The organism is Dictyoglomus sp. NZ13-RE01 (assembly GCA_002878375.1).
Classification (GTDB): Bacteria; Dictyoglomota; Dictyoglomia; order Dictyoglomales; family Dictyoglomaceae; genus NZ13-RE01.
Genome location: NIRF01000001.1, coordinates 267174 through 285838 on the forward strand (window position 1 = coordinate 267174; position 18665 = coordinate 285838).

The window sequence follows — 18665 nt, forward strand, 5'->3', positions numbered from 1 at the left end:
TTTACTAATTCACTATGTTATTGCAAAAGATTTGCAATTATCTTAAAATAATTAATGAAAAAAAAATTTGCAATAAGGAGAGCCTATGAAGGAATTAAGAGAAAGTCTAAAAAACTTTGGTTTTAGATTGAGTAAACAAAGAATGCTTGTTTTACAATTTTTTGAAGAGCATAAAACCGGACATTATTCTATAAATGACATTTACAAATATCTATCTGAAAAATATAGCAACATTTCCTATACTTCAGTTTACAGAACCTGCAAACTTTTAGAAAAACTTGGATTAATAAGAGCAATCTCTTTTGAAGAGAGACATATCCATTACGAAAGCAATTTATCTCTTCATTTGCATTATCAATGCCTAATTTGTGGAAAAGTTTTTGAGGATGAAAAAGAATGGATAAAAGAATTAGAAGAAAAACTTTATAGGGAAGATTTTGAAATTAAATCCTATAGAATCCAAGTTTATGGCATATGTAGTGAATGTAGAAAGAGAGGTGAAAGCAATGGTAAAAACATTGTATCAAATGAATAAAGGAGAAAAGGGTAAAATCCTTTTAATTAAAGGTGGAAGAGGAAAAATATTAAGATTGGCAGAGATGGGATTAATCCCAGGGGAAGAAGTAGTTTTATTGCAAAAGAGTATAGGACCAGTGATTGTTAAGGTAAAAGATACTAATTTAGCCCTTGGACGTGGTATTGCAGAGTCGATTCTTGTGGAGGTTGAAACGAATGAAAAAGAAAATTAGGGTTGCATTAGCTGGAAATCCAAATGTAGGAAAAAGTACAGTTTTTAATCTTCTAACAGGTCTTAGACAACATGTGGGTAACTGGCCAGGTAAAACCGTTGAGAAAAAGGAAGGAATATATGAGACTAATAATTATATTATTGAAATTATTGACCTTCCAGGAACTTATAGCTTAAGCTATCATTCTTTAGAAGAACAAATAGCAAGAGATTTCATCATAAATGAAAAGCCAGACATTGTTGTAGTTATAGCGGACGCAACTGCTTTAGAAAGAAATTTATATCTTCTTTCTCAACTTTTGGAATTACATCCTAAAATCATCTTAGCAATTAATATGATTGATCTCCTTAAGGAGAAGAAGTACAAGCTTAATTTTGAGAGACTAAGTAAGAAATTAGGGATACCTGTAGTTCCTATGATTGCCAGCAAAGGTGAAGGTATCAAAGAACTTGTAAATAATATAATTAATCTATTTGAAAACAAAATTCAACTCAATCTAACATTACCAAATTATCAAGATTTAGAGCCTTTGATAAGTGAGTTAGAGAATATATTGTCATCAAAAGAATGTAGTATACCAGTTCGCTGGTTAGCAATTAAGATCTTAGAAAACGATCAAGAATTTATAGAATACGTTAAGAAAAATTATGATTTCACAATTATACAGAAAATTATTGGAAAGAGAGAAGATTTACCAGTATTAATTGCAAGCTATAGGTATAAATGGATTAAGGATTTATTAAAAGATGTACTGGAAAAGCCAAAAACTCAAGTTATAACCCTAACGGATAAGTTGGATACAGTATTTACTCATCCAATTTTAGGATTTTTTATAGCATTATTTGTATTATTCTCCATATTTTACTTTACATACTTCATAAGTGGAATATTCATAGAACCATGGTCAAAAATCTTGGATTACTTTAAACTTCTTTTGCAAAATACCTTCAATTTTCTTCCCAATTTCCTAAATAACTTTACTTTTGATGGAATTTGGTCTGGTGTCTCTATATTATTTAATTTCATTCCACTATTAGTAATATTTCTCTTCTTTTTAGCATTATTAGAAGATACAGGGTATTTAGCAAGAATTGCTTTTGTAACGGATAGACTTATGCACACTCTCGGACTACATGGAAAAAGTTTCATTCCACTCATTTTAAGCTCTGGATGCAATGTAGTTGGTATCATGGGAACGAGAACAATAGAGGATGAAAAAGATAGAACTCTTCTAATCTTAGTAAGTTCATTTATCCCTTGCCTACCAAGAATTATTGTTTCAGCCTTTTTTATTAGTATCTTTTTTCCAAAGTATTCCGCTTTAGTTTTAATTTCTCTATATTTAATTAGTTTATTTTCAGTATTCATTAATAGCAAAATAATTGGCAAATTCATCATTAAGACTTCATTTAATCCCCTAATTATGGAATTACCGCTATATAAATTGCCAAACATGAAAGTAGTATTACTTTATATTTGGGAAAATTTAAAGTCCTTTCTTAGAAGAGCAGGTACAGTTATAGTTTTACTCTCTGGCATCATTTGGATTTTATCCAATTATCCCTCCTCTAATTTGGAAGATTCATTCTTATCTCAATTAGGAAAAATAATTTTACCGATATTCAAGACTATGGGATTTAACTGGCAATTAGTTATTGCTTTAATAACTGGGTTTGTTGCAAAAGAGTCAAGCCTTTCTACCCTCTCTACCATATATCAGAAAGCCGGTCTTGATTTAACACAGGCTTTAAAAACTCAATTTACTCCTACAACCATATATGCCTTTTTAGTTATGCAACTTTTATATATACCTTGTTTAGCAACTTTAGCAACAATCTATAAAGAAACCCATTCTAAGAAGTGGACCGCCTTTAGTGTGTTCTACTCTTTAGTGTATGCCTACATTCTTTCCTTCATTGTATACATTATTGGAGGATTATTATGGAAGAGTTAAAAAATGTTTTGGATTTCATTAGAAAAAATAAAATTGTTTCAATAAATGAGATAAAAACAAAGTTCCATCTCTCTGATGAAGAGATGGAACTTATTATCATCCAACTAAAGGATTTAGGATTTTTTATTAGTAAAGAAGAAAACAAGTGTAAAAGTTGTCCATATTTTAAATCCTGCTCTCAAGGATGTCTGAAATCTGATCTCTAATATTCTTAATAACTTGTGCAGGATTATCACTCTTAGTTATAGGTCTACCAATTACTAAGAAATCTGATCCTTTTTCCATTGCCTCTCTTGGTGTCATAACCCTTTTCTGATCATCTTTTAAATTCTTCTCAAGTCTTATTCCAGGTGTAACAATTATGAGTCTTTTTTTAATGTTATTTCTTATTAATTCAATCTCCCAAGGGGATGCTACAACACCATCTAAACCTGTTTCCTGTGCTAACTGGGCTAAGAATAAAACTTGTTCAGGTAATGAACGAGAAATTCCCCAACTTCTTCTTAATGTTTCTTCAGAAAAACTTGTTAAAACAGTAATCCCTAATAAATAAGGAGTATCTGTATGATTCTCATTTTTAAATCTCTCTACCACCTCCACAGATTTTTTAAGCATTTCCTCTCCACCTAAAATATGAAGTGTTAACATCATTGGGTTCAATTCTAATAACTTTTCTATGGTTCTAACTACTGTATTTGGTATGTCAAATAACTTTAGGTCTATAAAAACTTCCCCTCCTAACTCCTTAATCTTTGTCACAATCTTAGGACCAGCGGAAGAGAATAACTCTAACCCAACCTTAAAATTCTTCACATAAGGGAGCAAAGTCTCAACCATATGAAGAGCTTCAGACTCGGTAGGAAAATCTAAGGCAACAATAATAGGATCCTTCATAGGATATTATCCTCCTTTCTTTTATGAGCAAAACCTATTAAATCTTGAATACTCTCATCTTCTATATTCCTATACAGATCTTCTACTAACTCTTTTCCAATCATAGGATTTATAAAATTAGCTGTTCCAACCTCTACTAATGATGCACCAGCAAGAATATATTCTAAAACATCAGTATAATTTATAATTCCACCGCATCCTATAATAGTAATACCTGTTTTCTCATAAACTTCCCATACATATCTAAGAACTAAAGGTTTCACTGCAGGACCTGAGTATCCAGCAAAAATTCTCTTAAAAGCAGGTTTCCTATTCTTCCAATCAATAGCCATTCCTAAGAAAGTATTAAATAGGACTACAACATTTACTCCAACATTTTTTAGCCCTAAAACTATATCGACTATATCTTTTGCTTCAGGGGAAAGTTTCACCCACACCGGCTTTTTTGAAATCTTCAATACCTTTTTTACCAAACTTATTAGAGAATCCTTATCAACCCCAAAATGCATTCCACCTTTATCTACATTAGGACAGGAAACATTTAATTCTATAGCAGATACCTTTGTATCATTTAAACTCTTAATGAGATCCAGATATTCACTCTCACTCTCTCCTGCAATTGAAACAATTATATTAGTATCTATCCTTTGAAGTTTTTCTATTTCTTCACATAGAAATGCTTCTATTCCTGGATTTTCTAAACCTATAGAATTTAATATACCAGAATAAGCTTCCCATATTCTTGGAGGAGGGTTACCTTTTCGGGGTTTTAAGGTTATACTCTTTGTAACTATTCCTCCTAAAATACTTAAATCATAAAATTTTGATATCTCTTCTCCAAAACCAATAGTTCCTGATGCTAATAATATAGGATTTTTAAAAGTAAGATCTCCAATCTTAACTTCCAATCTATTATTCATAGTATTACCTCAGCTCCTGATAAAACTGGACCATCCTTACATATATGCATATTTTTATCCTTTCCCCCTATATAACAGCTTAGGCATATCCCAATCCCACAACCCATTCTCTCCTCCAAAGACAAATATAATTTTCCTTTGTCCTCTATCATTTCCCATATTTTTTTCAACATTAATATGGGACCACAGGCGTAAATGAGATCATACCTATCTAAATCCTCTATATAATCTGTAATTATTCCTCTATTACCTAAACTTCCATCCTCAGTGGTAATTACCAAGCTATGTGAATTATCAATGAAATTAGAAAGAATAATATTAGGTACATAAGTTGAAAATCCCAAATAAATATCAGGCTTTATTCCCCCTCTATTCAGTTCTAACAGCAAAAAGTTTAATGGAGCAATTCCTATACCACCTCCTATTATTGCGATTTTTTTAGAAACCTCAGGGTATGGAAAACCTCTTCCCAAAGGAGCCAATACTTTTAGTTTTTCTCCTCTTTTTCTTTCTGAAAGTAAACTTGTACCTCTTCCTTTTATTTGATACAAAAATTCCAAGGAATCTTCTGAAGCATTATAAAAACTAAAGGGTCTTGAAAGTAATGGGTCTAAACTATTATTTATTCTTATCATAGCAAACTGTCCGGGATATATTTGAAAATCAAAATTATTTTTAATCTTTAAAAGATATATATCTTTGAATAAATTTTTATTTTCTAAGATCTCACAATCTCTATACATTTACTATCCTACCCTCTTTATATACAATCTTCCCATCTACTATGGTTAAGACTGGCCACCCTTTTAAACTCCATCCTTTAAAAGGAGTGTTTTTACCAAGAGAGAAAAATTCGTCAGGGTTAACCTTCTTTTCTAAATTAAGGTCGATCATAGTAAGGTTTGCCTTTAGTCCTTTAGCTAAAGGTGTATAAGGAATATTAAAAATCTTTGCAGGATTATAAGACAATTTTTTAAATAATTTTAAGAGTGGAATTTTTCTCTCATAATAACCGTATGTTATAATGAGAGGTATAACCGTCTCTATTCCGGAAATTCCAAATTCTGCTAAGTTATATTCCTTTTCTTTATCATCTCTATGATGCGGTGCATGATCAGATGCAATTACATCTATAATATCTTCATCCAAAGCTTTCCAAAGACTATCAACATCCTCCTTTGTTCTTAAAGGAGGATTAACCTTTGTATCTGGATCATAATTCGTCTTAATTATGTAATCTTCCGTTAAAGTTAAATGATGAGGAGTTACTTCACATGTAACCTTTATATTATTCTTTTTACCCCATTTTATCATTTCTATACTTTGCCATGTAGAAACATGGGCAATATGTATTTTCCCACCTGTTAATTGAGACAAAAATATATCCCTTATTACAATACTTGACTCTGCAACCCAAGGAATTCCTTTGAGTCCTAAGATTGTAGCTGTTTTACCCCAATTAATAGAACCTTCGCTCGATAAATTTACATCTTCACAGTGTTCAACAATTGGAACATCAAACATTTTTGAGTATTCTAAAGCACATCTCAATAACTCACTATTCATTACACAATTTCCATCATCAGAGAAGGCTTTTGCACCAGCACGATACATATCTCCAAGTTCTGTCAATTCCTTTCCTTCTCTTCCCTTTGTAATTGCTCCCATAGGATATATCTTTATGATGTTAATCTCCTCCGCTCTCCTTCTAACATAATTGACCATGGCACTATTATCAATTGAAGGGTCTGTATTTGGCATACATAAAACTCCTGTAAATCCGCCAGCTGCTCCTGCCATACTTCCAGTAAGCATATTCTCCTTCCATTCATATCCAGGCTCCCTAAAATGAACATGGGTATCTATTAAGCTTGGTACAATAATCTTCCCTTCCCCATTAATCTCTTCTGCATCTGAAACTCTAATATATTCATCAATCTCTCTTATAATTCCATCCTCAATTAAGATATCTTTCTTTTCCTGAAAGTCTTTTTCTGGATGAATAAGAAGTACATCATGAATTAAAAGTCTCATCCAATTTACCTCCTCCCAATATGAGGTAAAGAATTGCCATTCTTATTGCAACACCATTTGTAACCTGTTCATTTATAACTGAATATTTACTATCAGCCACTTCAGATGTTATCTCTACTCCTCTATTCATAGGACCGGGATGCATAATTAGAACATCCTTCTTAGCTTTTTTAACTCTTTCTTCGGTAATGCCAAAAAGCATATTATACTCTCTGAGAGTAGGAAATAATCCCTTCTTTTGTCTTTCAAGCTGCAGCCTTAAAACATATATGATGTCTGCAGATTTTATAGCGGAGTCTACATCATAGGTAACTTGAACGCCTAAATCCTCAATTCCTGGAGGTATTAATGTGCTTGGTCCACAAACTACTACCTCATTTCCAAGGGTCTTCCAAGCATATATATTTGATCTTGCCACTCTACTATGCATTATATCTCCAACAATAGCAACTTTTAAATCGCTTATTTTCTTTTTCTTTTCGAAAACCGTAAACACATCAAGAAGGGCTTGAGTTGGATGTTCATGCATACCATCGCCAGCATTTATCACAGAGCACGACACATTTTGAGCAATAAAATTACAAACCCCAGAAGAACTATGTCTTATTATGAAAGCATCAATTCCCATAGCTTCCAAAGTCTTTACTGTATCTAATAAAGTTTCTCCCTTTTGCACACTACTTACTGATACTGATATACTTATGGTATCAGCACTTAAATATTTTGCAGCAAGTTCAAAAGAAGATCTCGTTCGTGTACTTGGCTCATAGAATAATGTACATATTGTTCTTCCTCTTAGAGTAGGCACTTTCTTTATAGTTCTTTTAAGAATTTCTTTCATAGAATTAGCAGTCTCGATAATTAACAAAATATCATCTTTACTTAACTGTTCAATTCCAAGAAGATGTTTATGATTCCATCTCATAAATATCACCTCATTCCTCTTTTAAATCTAAAATTACAACCTCATCAACGCCATCTGTTTCTTCTAACCTTACTTCAATCAGTTCTTTACGAGAGGTGGGTACATTTCTTCCTACATAGTCCGCTCTGATAGGAAGTTCCCTATGCCCCCTATCTATTAATACTGCTAATTGCACTGTTTTTGGTCTTCCAATATCCATAAGAGCATCCAATGCGGATCTCACTGTTCTTCCAGTATAAAGTACATCATCAATTAGGATTACATCTTTCCCATCAATGGGGAAATTTATTTCTGTTTTTCCTACTATTGGTTGCTCCAATCTAATCCCTATATCATCTCTATAAAGCGTAATGTCGAGCATACCAACTGGTGGTTCAATGTTTTCGATTTCCTTCAAATATTTTTGTAATCTTAAAGCTAATGGAACTCCTCTCTTTCTAATTCCTATCAGAACAATATTCTCAATACCTTTATTTCTCTCTACAATTTCATGGGCTATCCTCCTTAATGCCCTTCTAATACCTTCTTTATCTAAGATTTTTGCCTTTTCTTGATAAATCATAGGTCCCTCCTTTAAAAAAATAAAAGCAGGCAACATCCCTTTTCTGGGATACTGCCTGCTTATTTTTTAAGAAACATAAATTATTTTTCAATTTTCCTCCCTTTTTAGCCTCACTGGGCTAATTTAAAGGTCGGTTTATTATAAGGGGAAAATTTAAAAGTGTCAATTTAATCTTTACCATTTTTCTTTATAGTATTATAATAAAGTCATGATTAAAAAAGAGATGGAAAATGTTAAATTTAACATAAATTTTATCGTTATAATACTACTCACAATATTTATTAACCTTTTTCCCTTTAGTAGTAATAAAGAATTAATAGTAAGCTCCTATGCTTTAATATTTGATATAATTTTAGTTTTATTAAGTTTTTACAAAATATTTAAAACTCCTCAAATAAAAGATTATATTAAATTTCTTTTTATTTCTTTTTTACTTTGGACCATTGGTGATTTTGTGATTTTTTACAAAATCTTTACCAATATTCCCATTAAGTTTGTAGGTCTTGAGGATGTATTTTATATTCTATTTCCTATACCAATTTTTCTTCTCTACTTGCATTTTTTCAAAGAAAGAAGTTTCAACATTCAAAAACCATTCATTATTCTTGGATTATTAGCTTTTATTGTTCTTTTATTAGGAATAGCTTATCCATTGATAGCTTACAGCTCTTACTTTTCAATAATTGAAAAAATAGTGTGGATATACTACGCTATCACCGATTTTCTATTAATATTCCTATCCATCTCTTATATTCAATCTTTAAAAAGAGATTCATCTTATTACCTTTTCTTTGCAATTTTCTTATTCTCTTTATTATATGGTTTAGCGGATATGATATTCTCTATGAGTTCAATATGGCTTAATCCTTTAGAGAATCTTACTAATACCTCGTTAATATATGAATTATCCTTTATACCTATCTTATGGTATTTAACTAACTATTAATAAAAATTAAGGAGGTAAGGGCTTATGAAAGAAAAAAGGGAACCAGTAGTCTTAATCAATAATGGAGAAAAAATATTTGGAGTTATTCACATTCCTGAAAAAACACCTACACCTTTTGTTTTACTTTGTCATGGATTCACTGGTACAAAAATAGAACCCCACAGAATTTTTGTCAAAACTGCAGAAGCTTTGACAAACGCAGGAATAGGAGCTCTTCGAATTGATTTTAGAGGATCAGGAGATAGCGAAGGTTCATTCAAGGATATGACTTTAGAAGGAGAAATATCTGATGCCATGGTGGCAATTGATTATTTATTGAACAATGAATTTGTAGATAAAGAAAAAATTGGAATATTAGGATTGTCCATGGGTGGGGCTGTTGCAAGTATGGTTTCTGGAAGAAACAACCACATTAAATCTTGTGTCTTGTGGTCTGCTGTTTGCCATTTTGATATATTTTTCAATAGAAGTCCAGAAGAAATGGGAAAAATTAAGGATTATGGAGATTTCTTAGACTTAGGCGGAAATCCAGTCGGAAAAAATTTTTAGCAGAAATAGCTACTAAAAAGCCATTAGAGGAAATTAAGAGAAGACCCCTACCTGTTTTAATAATTCATGGCTCTGGTGATTTTGTAGTACCTATACAACATGCCTATGATTATTTCAATGGTCTCAAAGATACACACAAAGTTAAATTAGAAATTATTGAGCAAGCAGATCACACATTTAACTCCATTGAATGGGAAACCCAAGTAATAAATAAAACTGTTGAATGGTTTAAAAATACTTTATAAAAAGTAGGGGGAGCTACCCCCTACTTTTTATATATTTTTCAGGATCTTTTTCAAATTATTGCCAATCTAATAACCTTTTTTCTCCCTCTATCTTTTTAATATCAGTTATATCTTGAGTAACTTCCAAAGTTCCCAAGTAGTTTCCTTCCTTATCCCTTACAGCAAAATATCTTATATATATTAGTCTCCCCTCCAAATTTATCCAAAATTCAGCAGAATCTTTTGTACCCTTTTTGAATTCATTTAATATTTTCTCAACTATATGAACACTTTTTTGGGGATGACATTGTTGTACTTTTCTCTCAATGACTGCTCTTGTTCTAACAAAAATTCTATCTTTTGTTTCACTAAAATATTTTACCTCATCATCTTTTCCAACAAAAGTAATATCAACGGGAAGAGTATTCAATACTGCCTCTAATTCTTTTAAAGTAAAGCTTCCTGATGGTAGATTAATTACACCCTCCCCAACTTTAGGCTCTTCCTTTTTAATCTGCTCTCCAAAGGAAACCAAAACATCTTCAGGAGTAAAGCAACAATATCCAATTTCGTCAAATTGCAATCTTATATCCTTTCACTCCTCTTCTGATATTACTTGTTTACTCATAGGAAATAAAACATTATTCTCTTTATAAAAATGGCTGGCTAACATCTCTGATAAATTTGAAGAGAGAAGGGATAATTTTATTATAAACTCATCAAATTTTAAATTTTTATAAGTGTCTAAAAGCTCATATATATCTTTTTTATAGCCCTAATCTTATCATGATCCATCCACATAATTGCAGGTGGTTCAGTTATGCCATGCTTTTCAATATAAGGGAATAAAACATTTTCTTCTCTCAAATAATGTTTTTCAGATTCCTTGAAGTGCTTTACAATATCTTTTATCTCCGTCATTATATTTTCACAAGATTCAAAACTGTCATATGATCTCAAGCTATTTGTAAGACTTATTAGTTTATCTGTATAATCTAATAAAATTCTATGCTCTTCCATAAGAATAGAGATTGGATGCCCCTTTTCTGCTTTCTTGTTCTCCTTTTCTAACGCCTCTTGAAAAACAGATAAAATGGACTTCACATAATCTCATAACTTCTTCTCTTGGCATCCCCTCTTTTATAAGTTCTTGCTCAATCTCTGCAATCTCAGTAGAGGATACACTTCCAAATATCTCCTTAAATTGTTTTTTTAATACCTCAGGATCCTCTCCTTCGTGGATCTTTTTAATTAATGTCTTCAACATTTCCTTTTTGCTCATTCTCATCCCAAAAATCTCACTCATTTTAAAACCTCCTTTTTATTTTTATATTGGTGGAGAAAATTTCCTTAACCTTAAAGAATTAGTTACTACAAAAACTGAACTGAAAGCCATAGATATACCAGCTATCATTGGATTTAATAGTATATGGAAGAATGGAAATAGCACGCCACCTGCAAAGGGACGTTTTCTTAGAAACAATATCGTAACCTATACTTCAATTTTCTCTTTAATTTCCTTTAAATTTATATGATCCGCCTGAATTTCTACCCTTTCCAAAGGAAAATTAACAGTAACACTCTCTAAGCTTGGTAAATCCTTTAAACTTTCCTCAATCCTCAATGCACAACTTGCACATGTCATACCACTTACAGGTATTATAAACTTCTTCATTTTTACAACCTCATCTTCTCAGCAAATTTTCTATACAATAATATTTTATACTAAATTAGTAGGAAATCAAGAGTATAAATTCAAAATAAATTATGATAAAATTATCTTAAAAATTACATTATCACATGAGTTTAAAAGGATGTGATGTAAATGAAAAATAGTGAGGTTGCAAAAGCATTATATGAAATTGCAGCCTTATTAGAAATAAAAGGAGAAAACAAATATAAAGTAGCAGCATATACAGAGGCTGCAATGAGAATTGAAAATTTGCAGGAGGATATAGAAAAGTTATACAAATTGGGAAAATTAAATAAGATTAAAGGTGTAGGAGAAAGTATTGGACAAAAAATAGCTGAATATTTGGAAACTGGTAAGATTTCATATTTAGAAGAACTAAAAAAAGAAATACCTCCTGAGGTTTTGGAGTTAGAGAAAATACCTGGAATAGGTCCAAAATTAGCTTACAGATTATATAAAGAATTAGGCATAAAGGATATAGATAGCTTAGAGAAAGCAGCAAAAGAAGGTAGAATTAGATTGTTACCAAGATTAGGTGAAAAGGTAGAACAAAACATTTTAGAAGGGATAAAACAATTTAGACAAAGCAGTGAAAGGATACCTTTGGGTATTGCTCTACCAATCGTCGAAGAAATTATATCCTATTTATCCAACAACCCATATATAACCAATATTACTCCAGCAGGTAGTATTAGAAGAAGAAAAGAGACTATCGGTGATATTGATATCTTGATTACAACAAAGGACATGGAAAGAGTAAATGAACAACTATTGAAGCTACCTATTTTAAAAAATATTCTTGCTGCAGGCACAACAAAAACCAGCATTATAGTAGAGCCTGGAATCCAAGTAGACTTTAGGGTTGTTGAGGATGAATCCTTTGGTGCTGCGTTACAATATTTTACAGGCTCAAAAAATCACAATATAAAATTAAGAGAACTCGCCCTTAAAAAGGGATTAAAAATTAACGAGTACGGAGTATTTAGATTATCTGATAATAAAAAAATAGCAGGAGAAAAAGAGGAAGAGATATATGAAGTGCTCGGTCTACAATATATACCCCCTGAACTTAGAGAGGACCAAGGTGAAATTGAGTTAGCTATGCAAAATAAGATACCTATATTAATAGAAGAAAAGGATATAGTGGGAGAAATGCATTCTCATACTAATTGGAGTGATGGCATGAATACTATAGAGGAGATGGCAAATTATGCATATAAACTTGGCTATAAGTACTTAGTAATATCTGATCATAGTCAGGCATTAGGAGTAGCAGGAGGATTGACTCCCGAACAAATAGAAAAGCAAAGAAGGGAAATTTATGAACTGAATAAAAAATTTAAAGATTTTAGAATAATACATGGCATTGAGGCAAATATACTAAGTGATGGTAACTTAGATCTTCCAAATGAAGTTTTGGAAAAATTCGACATAGTAATAGCAGGACTTCATTCTGGGTTTAAACAATCAAAAGAAAAAATTACAGAGCGATTAATATCCGCTATAAAAAATCCTTATGTAGATATCATAAGTCATCCAACAGGAAGATTGATAAATAAGAGACCTGCTTATGAGGTAGACTTAGATGCCATATTAGAAGCTGCAAAAGAAACTGGAACTATTTTGGAAATAAATGCTCAGCCAGACAGATTGGATTTATGCGACTTAGATGCAAGAAGAGCAAAAGAAAAATATGGTATACTTCTTTCTATTGGTACGGACGCCCATGATATTCGTAGCTTCTCACTAATCAGGTATGGAATTTTTGTAGCGAGAAGAGCCTGGCTCAAGAAAGAAGATATATTAAACACCTATCCTTGGGAAGAAGTACAAAAAAGACTGAAAAGGGCAAAGTTAAATGCAAAGAATTTATAATAGAGGAAAGTTCAGAGAAGGAGACTTAGTAGTTCTTTGGGAAGAAAAAAGAAAACATTTAATAAAGTTAGAAAAAGATAAAATCTTCTTCTATAATAAGGGGTCCATTCCCCATAATGATATTATAGGTAAGGAAGAAGGAAGTGTAATCTACTCTTCTCATGGAGGAAGAATTATAGCTTTCCGTCCAACCTTTTCAGATTATATTTTAGAAATGCCTCGTGGAGCACAGATCATCTATCCTAAGGATATTGGTATTATTCTTATATGGGCAGATATATTTCCAGGTGCAAAGATAATAGAGGCAGGGATCGGATCTGGTGCTCTTACTATTGCACTACTCCAGGCAGTCGGAGAAGAAGGACTTGTTGTCTCTTACGAAATTAGAGAGGATTTTGCAAATAGAGCCATGAAAAATATACATAACTTTCTTTTGGAGCCCAAAAACCATGTCCTAAAGCTGAAAAATATATATGAAGAAATAGAAGAAGAGGACTTTGATAGGTTAATATTAGATCTACCTGAACCTTGGCGAGTTGTTCCGCACGCTGTTAAAGCCCTCAGACCAGGTGGGATTTTTCTGGCATATACTCCTACAATCATACAAGCCCAAAAAACAGTAGAAGCCCTAAAAGAAACAAAACAATTTGTTCTAATTGACACTTTCGAAACTTTATTGAGACCTTGGCAAATAGAAGATTTATCAGTTAGACCTTTCCATAGAATGGTTGCTCATACAGCGTTTATTACTTTGGCTCGAAAGCTTCATAATAGAATAGAAGAGAATAAATTTCAGAGAGACGACCTCTCTGAAGAAGAAGTAGAAAATCAAGAGCATTCTTTTTAAAAAATACTTGCTCTTCCCTCAAGAGAGTATTCAACTTTTCCTGAAGTCTTTTATAAGCCTCTAATATTTCATCCTTTCCAAAAAATAGATAAGAATGTTTTGATATTTTTGTCCATCTTCTTAACTCTGATAAAAGCAAGGGAGGGCTTTGAAAAACCAAATGGTTGTAATATTTAAAGGGGTATTGTGTGGGATAAAATAAAGCATTTATTCTTTTAAAGGTTTCTTCCTCCTTAATCCTATTTTTAGAAAATCTAAGATCAGCCAAAAATGGTCTTGATGCCTTTGAAGAATATCTTATGAATCTGATGTTTAAAAGTTTAGATATATCTAAAAAAGTTTTTTCATCGTTTATTAACGTGATAAAAAATATATGAGACTTTAAATTTTTTACATACTTTTCATAAAGATCCACAAAATCATTTATTGATAGCAATAATTCTGCATCCTCCCAAACTATTAAAGATGCTTTCTCTAAATAATCCAAATTTTTCTCTAAATTCCATGGAGAAATAAAAGTTAAATCATTAAATTGCCAATATTCTTTGTTCCAAGATGAAGTTACTATAATTACCTCTTTCTTTATTTTCCTTATTTTTTCTATAAGCAAATTTTTTTCTATATCATTATCTACATTAATCAGATATCGCCCTTTTTCTCTTTTTGAATGTTGAATATTTATTTTTGCTTTATCCGCTAACTTAAAATCTTCCAAGTGAAATTTATAGAATTTTTCACCGCCAAAACTACCTTTATGGATTCTAACCACCATATCCATAAATTCATTCTTATTGTTCTGGAGCTTATCAGTGGTTCCAAAACCCGTTACCGACAAAACAGTGCCAGAAACATCAACTACTCTTACATTAAATCTTTTTCCTGGCTTATATTCATACAGATCTTGAACAGTAGAATTAGGAATAAGAAAATAGGGCTCCTCGTTTCCTGGTCCAAAAGGAGATAATCTTTCAATATCTAAAAACAAATTTGAATTAATCTCTTTAATATCAAGTTTTGCATCAATTTTAATCTTTGGAGATAAATCCAAATCACCCCACAACTTCCAGGCAAGTTCAATAGCGGATTTATAAAATTTATCCCATTCACTCTTTTCAATACTAAAACCAACTGCAGATTTATGTCCACCAAACCTACTAAGGTAGTGGGAGAGGCTTTTGATAAAGTTGTATATATCTACATCTTCCACTCCTCTACCTGATCCAACCACATATTCATCTTCAATTCTACCCAATAATACAGGTCTATTATATTTCTCCGCCAAATCTGCAGCTACTAATCCTAAAACTCCTTTATGCCAATTTTCATTGTAAAGTATAATTATTGGCACATTATCATTTTCTTTCCTAAAATATTCCTCAATTAATTCTTCTGCAGAATTATAAACTTCATCTTTAATCCTCTGCCTTTCTCGATTTTCCCTATCTAAAATTTCTGCAAGCTCTAATGCTATATTTTCATCTTCTGTAAGAATAAGATCTATCGCCTCTTTTACTTCCCGAAGTCTACCAATAGCATTTAACCGAGGAACTAAATAAAAAACAACATCTTTTGTATCGAATGAAGAATAATTACTAAGTCCTGCTTTTTTTATAAGATGTTTAATTCCAAAATTTTTAGTATTGATGAGCTCCTTTAGACCATGTTTAACCAATACTCTATTTTCATCCTTTAATTCTACTTGATCTCCCAAAGTACCTAAAGTAACCAATTCGAATATTCCCTTTTCATTAAATAAGTTATAATTTAATTTTTCTGCTATTGCTTGTATAAACTTAAAAACAGTGCCAACTCCTGCAAGATATGGGAATGGATAATTCTTAAGATGAGGATTAAATACTATTAGTGCATCTGGAATATTATTTTGCATTGGAATATGATGATCAGTAATAATAACTTCTAAACCATTTCTCCTAAGATAATTAACCTCCTCTATACTATTTATCCCACAATCTACCGTAATAAGTAAGCTATATTCAGAAAGGTTTAATTTTTGAAGAGTCTCTTTTTTTAAGCCATAACCTTCAACTAATCTATGAGGAATATAATAGTCCGCTTCCCATCCCCATTTTCTAAGAAATTTCAATAGAAGTGCTGTAGATGTTATACCATCTGCATCATAATCTCCATATATGAGAATCTTTTTTTTCTTATCCCTAATATATAGAAGATAATCTATGGCTCTTTCAAGTTCAGAAAAGTATTTAAAAGGATCGTGAAGATTTTGAAAAGAAGGGTTAAGGAATTTACGAGCAGATTCTACATCGGTAATATCACGATTAACAAGAAGACGGGCAAGAAGAGGAGATATGTTTAAATTTCTTATAAGCTCCTCTTCTTGCCTTTCATTTCCAGGCAAAAAAACCCATTTGAACATTTAAGCTTTTCTTACTTCTCTAAATTCAGTAAGTAGTCCTGATGCAACAAATATGTTGGAATAGGTACCTAAAAGGATACCTAAATATAATGCAATAATAAAGGGTCTTAAAACCTCACCACCCATAATTAATAAAGGAGTAATAGCAAGCAAAGTAGTAATAACAGTATACAAAGTTCTTACTAAAACCTGGTTTATACTCTTATTTGCTACTTTCACGAAATCCTCTTTAGGATACAACTTTATATTTTCTCTTATTCTGTCAAAAACAATAATGGCATCATTAATGTCATAACCAAGTAATGTTAATAAAGCTGCAATAAAGGAAGGACTTACCTCCCACTGGAAAATTGAAAAAAGACCAATGGTACCTAAAATTACAAAGGTTTCACCTACAATTGCAGAAATTGCATAATCAAATCTAAATCTCAGTGTAATATAGACTAACATTACTATTACTGCTAAAACTGAAGCAAGAATAGCCTTTTCAGTTAATTCTTTACTTATTGTAGGCTCTATGGTTGTTAAATCCTTCCCTGTATATTTACCAAGAATTTTTTCTAATTCGGACGAAAGCTTTTTATACTCTTCATCATTTAAGGGCTTTGTTCTTATCCATACTTCTTTTAAATCAGAGGCTGTTTGTACCATTGACTTTGCAAACATACTATTTACAATTCTTCTTATCTCTGATATCTGTTTTGTATTTAGAGGATTTTCTAATTTATAATGGATTAATGTTCCACTTTGAAAATCTATACTATAATTTAACCCTTTTGTAAAAAGTGAAACAATACAGATTATTATAAATATTAGAGAAACTGCAAAATAAAACCTTCTAACATTCTTGCCTAAAAAGTTTATCTCTTTCACTTCTTTATCCTCCCTTCTAAAACTAAAAACCAATAAGCTTTGTTGCTTTTCTAAGGAAAGGCAATTGTAGTAGGTTCTCTAATAGGGTTCTTGTAACTGTAATTGCTGTGAACATACTAAGGGCAACACCAATGGACAAAGTCACTGCAAAACCCCTTACTGGACCTGTACCAAAGTAGAATAGTATTAAAGCACCAAGAATAGTTGTAACATTACTATCTATGATAGCACGGAGTGCATTTCTAAAACCTGCATCTAAAGAGGCCATTGGAGTTTTTCTCTTTTCAAACTCTTCTCTCATTCTAACAAATATTAAACAGTTAGCATCTACAGCCATACCAATGGACAAGATTATTCCTGCAATACCTGGTAATGTTAAAGTTGCTCCAATAAGTTTTAAAGCAGCTAAATCCAATATAACGTATAAAATCAAAGCTATATCTGCTACCAAACCAAGAAGTCTAAATACAATTAACATAAACAAAATAACAAGAATACCGCCTATAATTCCTGCCTTATAAGCAGATTCCATTGTATCTTTTCCCAATGTTGGATCAATAGTTCTATTTTCAACAACCTTTACGGGTACTGGCAATGCTCCTGCTCTAAGTAGTATTGCTAACTTTTGTGCCTCATCCAAGGTAAATTTTCCTGTTATTACTCCAACACCTTGTGTAATTGCATCTTTAATTATTGGACTGGATATTACTTTTCCATCAAGAACAATAATTACAGGCTTTCCTATATTTTTTGATGTGAAATCGGCAAAGATTTTTGCGCCTTCAGGAGTCATTTCAACCCTTACTTGAGGCTGACCCAACTGATCAAATTCAACTCTTGCATCTTTCAAGGCGGATCCAGTTAGTATTGTTTTTTCGTGTTCATCTTTAAATTCTAACAATGCAGTTTGACCTATTATCTCTAAAGCTCTTTCTGGATCCTTTATTCCTGGCAATTCAACAACTATTCTATCCGCACCCTCCCTATATAAAGATGGTTCTGTAACACCTAATTGGTCGATTCTATTTCTAATTACTTCAATGGTTCTTCGAACTGCATCATCTGTTATTTCTACATTAGGTGCTTTTTGGCATTGCAAAGTTACTCTAATACCACCTTTTATATCAAGTCCTAATCTAAATGGATAAGTTAAAAGAATCCATAAAGCAACAGCAGAAACAATAACAATAAAAGCAGTTTTATACTCTGATCGAATATTCATAAT

17 protein-coding genes and 2 pseudogenes are annotated in these 18665 nt (G+C 31.8%); 8 read left to right on the plus strand and 11 right to left on the minus strand.

Going from position 1 to position 18665, the window contains the following annotated elements; translation table 11 throughout:
* Positions 1 to 85: 85 nt before the first annotated feature.
* From CBR30_01360 to CBR30_01375, 4 genes are read left to right on the plus strand one after another with little or no spacing between them, the layout of a single operon-like run.
* Complete coding sequence (locus tag CBR30_01360) at positions 86 to 535, plus strand: transcriptional repressor (GenBank protein ID PMQ02329.1); 450 nt, start codon at positions 86 to 88, stop codon at positions 533 to 535.
* On the plus strand, positions 507 to 749 hold the full coding sequence (locus CBR30_01365; GenBank protein PMQ02330.1) for a ferrous iron transport protein A: 243 nt from the start codon (positions 507 to 509) through the stop codon (positions 747 to 749). Before CBR30_01360 ends, CBR30_01365 begins: the two co-directional genes overlap by 29 nt.
* Complete coding sequence (feoB, locus tag CBR30_01370) at positions 733 to 2703, plus strand: ferrous iron transport protein B (protein ID PMQ02331.1); 1971 nt, start codon at positions 733 to 735, stop codon at positions 2701 to 2703. Before CBR30_01365 ends, feoB begins: the two co-directional genes overlap by 17 nt.
* Positions 2691 to 2909, plus strand: a complete 219-nt coding sequence (locus tag CBR30_01375) for a hypothetical protein (protein PMQ02332.1) — start codon at positions 2691 to 2693, stop codon at positions 2907 to 2909. The genes feoB and CBR30_01375 overlap by 13 nt, the downstream gene beginning before the upstream one ends.
* Here the strand turns inward: CBR30_01375 and pyrF are convergent.
* Genes pyrF through CBR30_01405 form a run of 6 tightly spaced genes read right to left on the minus strand, consistent with a single transcriptional unit; the run spans position 2869 to position 8038 of the window.
* Positions 2869 to 3597 (minus strand): orotidine-5'-phosphate decarboxylase, encoded by a 729-nt coding sequence (gene pyrF / locus CBR30_01380; protein ID PMQ02333.1) that lies wholly within the window; start codon positions 3595 to 3597, stop codon positions 2869 to 2871. The two genes, CBR30_01375 and pyrF, sit on opposite strands and share 41 nt — an antisense overlap.
* Positions 3594 to 4517: a dihydroorotate dehydrogenase B catalytic subunit gene (locus CBR30_01385; protein PMQ02334.1), complete on the minus strand. Its 924-nt coding sequence runs from the start codon at positions 4515 to 4517 to the stop codon at positions 3594 to 3596. The genes pyrF and CBR30_01385 overlap by 4 nt, the downstream gene beginning before the upstream one ends.
* Entirely contained in the window at positions 4514 to 5260 is a 747-nt protein-coding gene (locus CBR30_01390; GenBank protein ID PMQ02335.1) for a dihydroorotate dehydrogenase electron transfer subunit, read from the minus strand. The genes CBR30_01385 and CBR30_01390 overlap by 4 nt, the downstream gene beginning before the upstream one ends.
* Positions 5253 to 6551 (minus strand): dihydroorotase, encoded by a 1299-nt coding sequence (locus tag CBR30_01395; GenBank protein ID PMQ02336.1) that lies wholly within the window; start codon positions 6549 to 6551, stop codon positions 5253 to 5255. Before CBR30_01395 ends, CBR30_01390 begins: the two co-directional genes overlap by 8 nt.
* The gene (locus tag CBR30_01400; GenBank protein ID PMQ02337.1) at positions 6532 to 7476 is read right to left on the minus strand and encodes an aspartate carbamoyltransferase; all 945 of its coding nucleotides are present in this window, start codon (positions 7474 to 7476) and stop codon (positions 6532 to 6534) included. Before CBR30_01400 ends, CBR30_01395 begins: the two co-directional genes overlap by 20 nt.
* A gap of 10 nt (positions 7477 to 7486) precedes the next feature.
* Positions 7487 to 8038: a bifunctional pyr operon transcriptional regulator/uracil phosphoribosyltransferase gene (locus tag CBR30_01405; protein ID PMQ02338.1), complete on the minus strand. Its 552-nt coding sequence runs from the start codon at positions 8036 to 8038 to the stop codon at positions 7487 to 7489.
* Positions 8039 to 8246: 208 nt separating this feature from the next.
* On the opposite strand from CBR30_01405, the gene CBR30_01410 reads away from it, so the two are divergent.
* Positions 8247 to 8984: a hypothetical protein gene (locus tag CBR30_01410; GenBank protein ID PMQ02339.1), complete on the plus strand. Its 738-nt coding sequence runs from the start codon at positions 8247 to 8249 to the stop codon at positions 8982 to 8984.
* A 24-nt stretch (positions 8985 to 9008) separates the two neighbouring features.
* Positions 9009 to 9778 (plus strand): annotated as a pseudogene (locus tag CBR30_01415) (alpha/beta hydrolase).
* Between the two features lie 55 nt (positions 9779 to 9833).
* Here CBR30_01415 and CBR30_01420 read toward each other — a convergent pair.
* A pseudogene (locus CBR30_01420) lies at positions 9834 to 11063 on the minus strand (histidine kinase).
* Positions 11064 to 11249: 186 nt separating this feature from the next.
* The gene (locus CBR30_01425; GenBank protein PMQ02340.1) at positions 11250 to 11432 is read right to left on the minus strand and encodes a hypothetical protein; all 183 of its coding nucleotides are present in this window, start codon (positions 11430 to 11432) and stop codon (positions 11250 to 11252) included.
* Positions 11433 to 11582: 150 nt separating this feature from the next.
* On the opposite strand from CBR30_01425, the gene CBR30_01430 reads away from it, so the two are divergent.
* Both CBR30_01430 and CBR30_01435 read left to right on the plus strand, forming a co-directional pair.
* The gene (locus CBR30_01430; protein PMQ02341.1) at positions 11583 to 13325 is read left to right on the plus strand and encodes a DNA polymerase III; all 1743 of its coding nucleotides are present in this window, start codon (positions 11583 to 11585) and stop codon (positions 13323 to 13325) included.
* Complete coding sequence (locus tag CBR30_01435; GenBank protein ID PMQ02342.1) at positions 13309 to 14172, plus strand: tRNA (adenine-N1)-methyltransferase; 864 nt, start codon at positions 13309 to 13311, stop codon at positions 14170 to 14172. Before CBR30_01430 ends, CBR30_01435 begins: the two co-directional genes overlap by 17 nt.
* Here the strand turns inward: CBR30_01435 and recJ are convergent.
* The 3 genes from recJ to secD are packed head-to-tail and all read right to left on the minus strand — an operon-like array spanning position 14072 to position 18662.
* On the minus strand, positions 14072 to 16567 hold the full coding sequence (gene recJ, locus CBR30_01440; GenBank protein PMQ02343.1) for a single-stranded-DNA-specific exonuclease RecJ: 2496 nt from the start codon (positions 16565 to 16567) through the stop codon (positions 14072 to 14074). The genes CBR30_01435 and recJ overlap by 101 nt on opposite strands.
* Positions 16568 to 17440 carry a protein translocase subunit SecF gene (gene secF / locus CBR30_01445; protein ID PMQ02344.1) on the minus strand — a complete coding sequence of 291 codons (873 nt, stop codon included), beginning with the start codon at positions 17438 to 17440 and terminating at the stop codon, positions 16568 to 16570.
* Positions 17441 to 17462: 22 nt separating this feature from the next.
* Positions 17463 to 18662 (minus strand): protein translocase subunit SecD, encoded by a 1200-nt coding sequence (gene secD, locus CBR30_01450; GenBank protein ID PMQ02345.1) that lies wholly within the window; start codon positions 18660 to 18662, stop codon positions 17463 to 17465.
* Positions 18663 to 18665: the final 3 nt, after the last annotated feature.

Bases quoted from the DNA above. Each gene is read 5' to 3' on its own strand.
- CBR30_01360 (PMQ02329.1), top strand. From the start codon at position 86: ATGAAGGAATTAAGAGAAAGTCTAAAAAACTTTGGTTTTAGATTGAGT.
- CBR30_01365 (PMQ02330.1), top strand. From the start codon at position 507: ATGGTAAAAACATTGTATCAAATGAATAAAGGAGAAAAGGGTAAAATC.
- feoB (PMQ02331.1), top strand. From the start codon at position 733: ATGAAAAAGAAAATTAGGGTTGCATTAGCTGGAAATCCAAATGTAGGA.
- CBR30_01375 (PMQ02332.1), top strand. From the start codon at position 2,691: ATGGAAGAGTTAAAAAATGTTTTGGATTTCATTAGAAAAAATAAAATT.
- pyrF (PMQ02333.1), bottom strand. From the start codon at position 3,597: ATGAAGGATCCTATTATTGTTGCCTTAGATTTTCCTACCGAGTCTGAA.
- CBR30_01385 (PMQ02334.1), bottom strand. From the start codon at position 4,517: ATGAATAATAGATTGGAAGTTAAGATTGGAGATCTTACTTTTAAAAAT.
- CBR30_01390 (PMQ02335.1), bottom strand. From the start codon at position 5,260: ATGTATAGAGATTGTGAGATCTTAGAAAATAAAAATTTATTCAAAGAT.
- CBR30_01395 (PMQ02336.1), bottom strand. From the start codon at position 6,551: ATGAGACTTTTAATTCATGATGTACTTCTTATTCATCCAGAAAAAGAC.
- CBR30_01400 (PMQ02337.1), bottom strand. From the start codon at position 7,476: ATGAGATGGAATCATAAACATCTTCTTGGAATTGAACAGTTAAGTAAA.
- CBR30_01405 (PMQ02338.1), bottom strand. From the start codon at position 8,038: ATGATTTATCAAGAAAAGGCAAAAATCTTAGATAAAGAAGGTATTAGA.
- CBR30_01410 (PMQ02339.1), top strand. From the start codon at position 8,247: ATGATTAAAAAAGAGATGGAAAATGTTAAATTTAACATAAATTTTATC.
- CBR30_01425 (PMQ02340.1), bottom strand. From the start codon at position 11,432: ATGAAGAAGTTTATAATACCTGTAAGTGGTATGACATGTGCAAGTTGT.
- CBR30_01430 (PMQ02341.1), top strand. From the start codon at position 11,583: ATGAAAAATAGTGAGGTTGCAAAAGCATTATATGAAATTGCAGCCTTA.
- CBR30_01435 (PMQ02342.1), top strand. From the start codon at position 13,309: ATGCAAAGAATTTATAATAGAGGAAAGTTCAGAGAAGGAGACTTAGTA.
- recJ (PMQ02343.1), bottom strand. From the start codon at position 16,567: ATGTTCAAATGGGTTTTTTTGCCTGGAAATGAAAGGCAAGAAGAGGAG.
- secD (PMQ02345.1), bottom strand. From the start codon at position 18,662: ATGAATATTCGATCAGAGTATAAAACTGCTTTTATTGTTATTGTTTCT.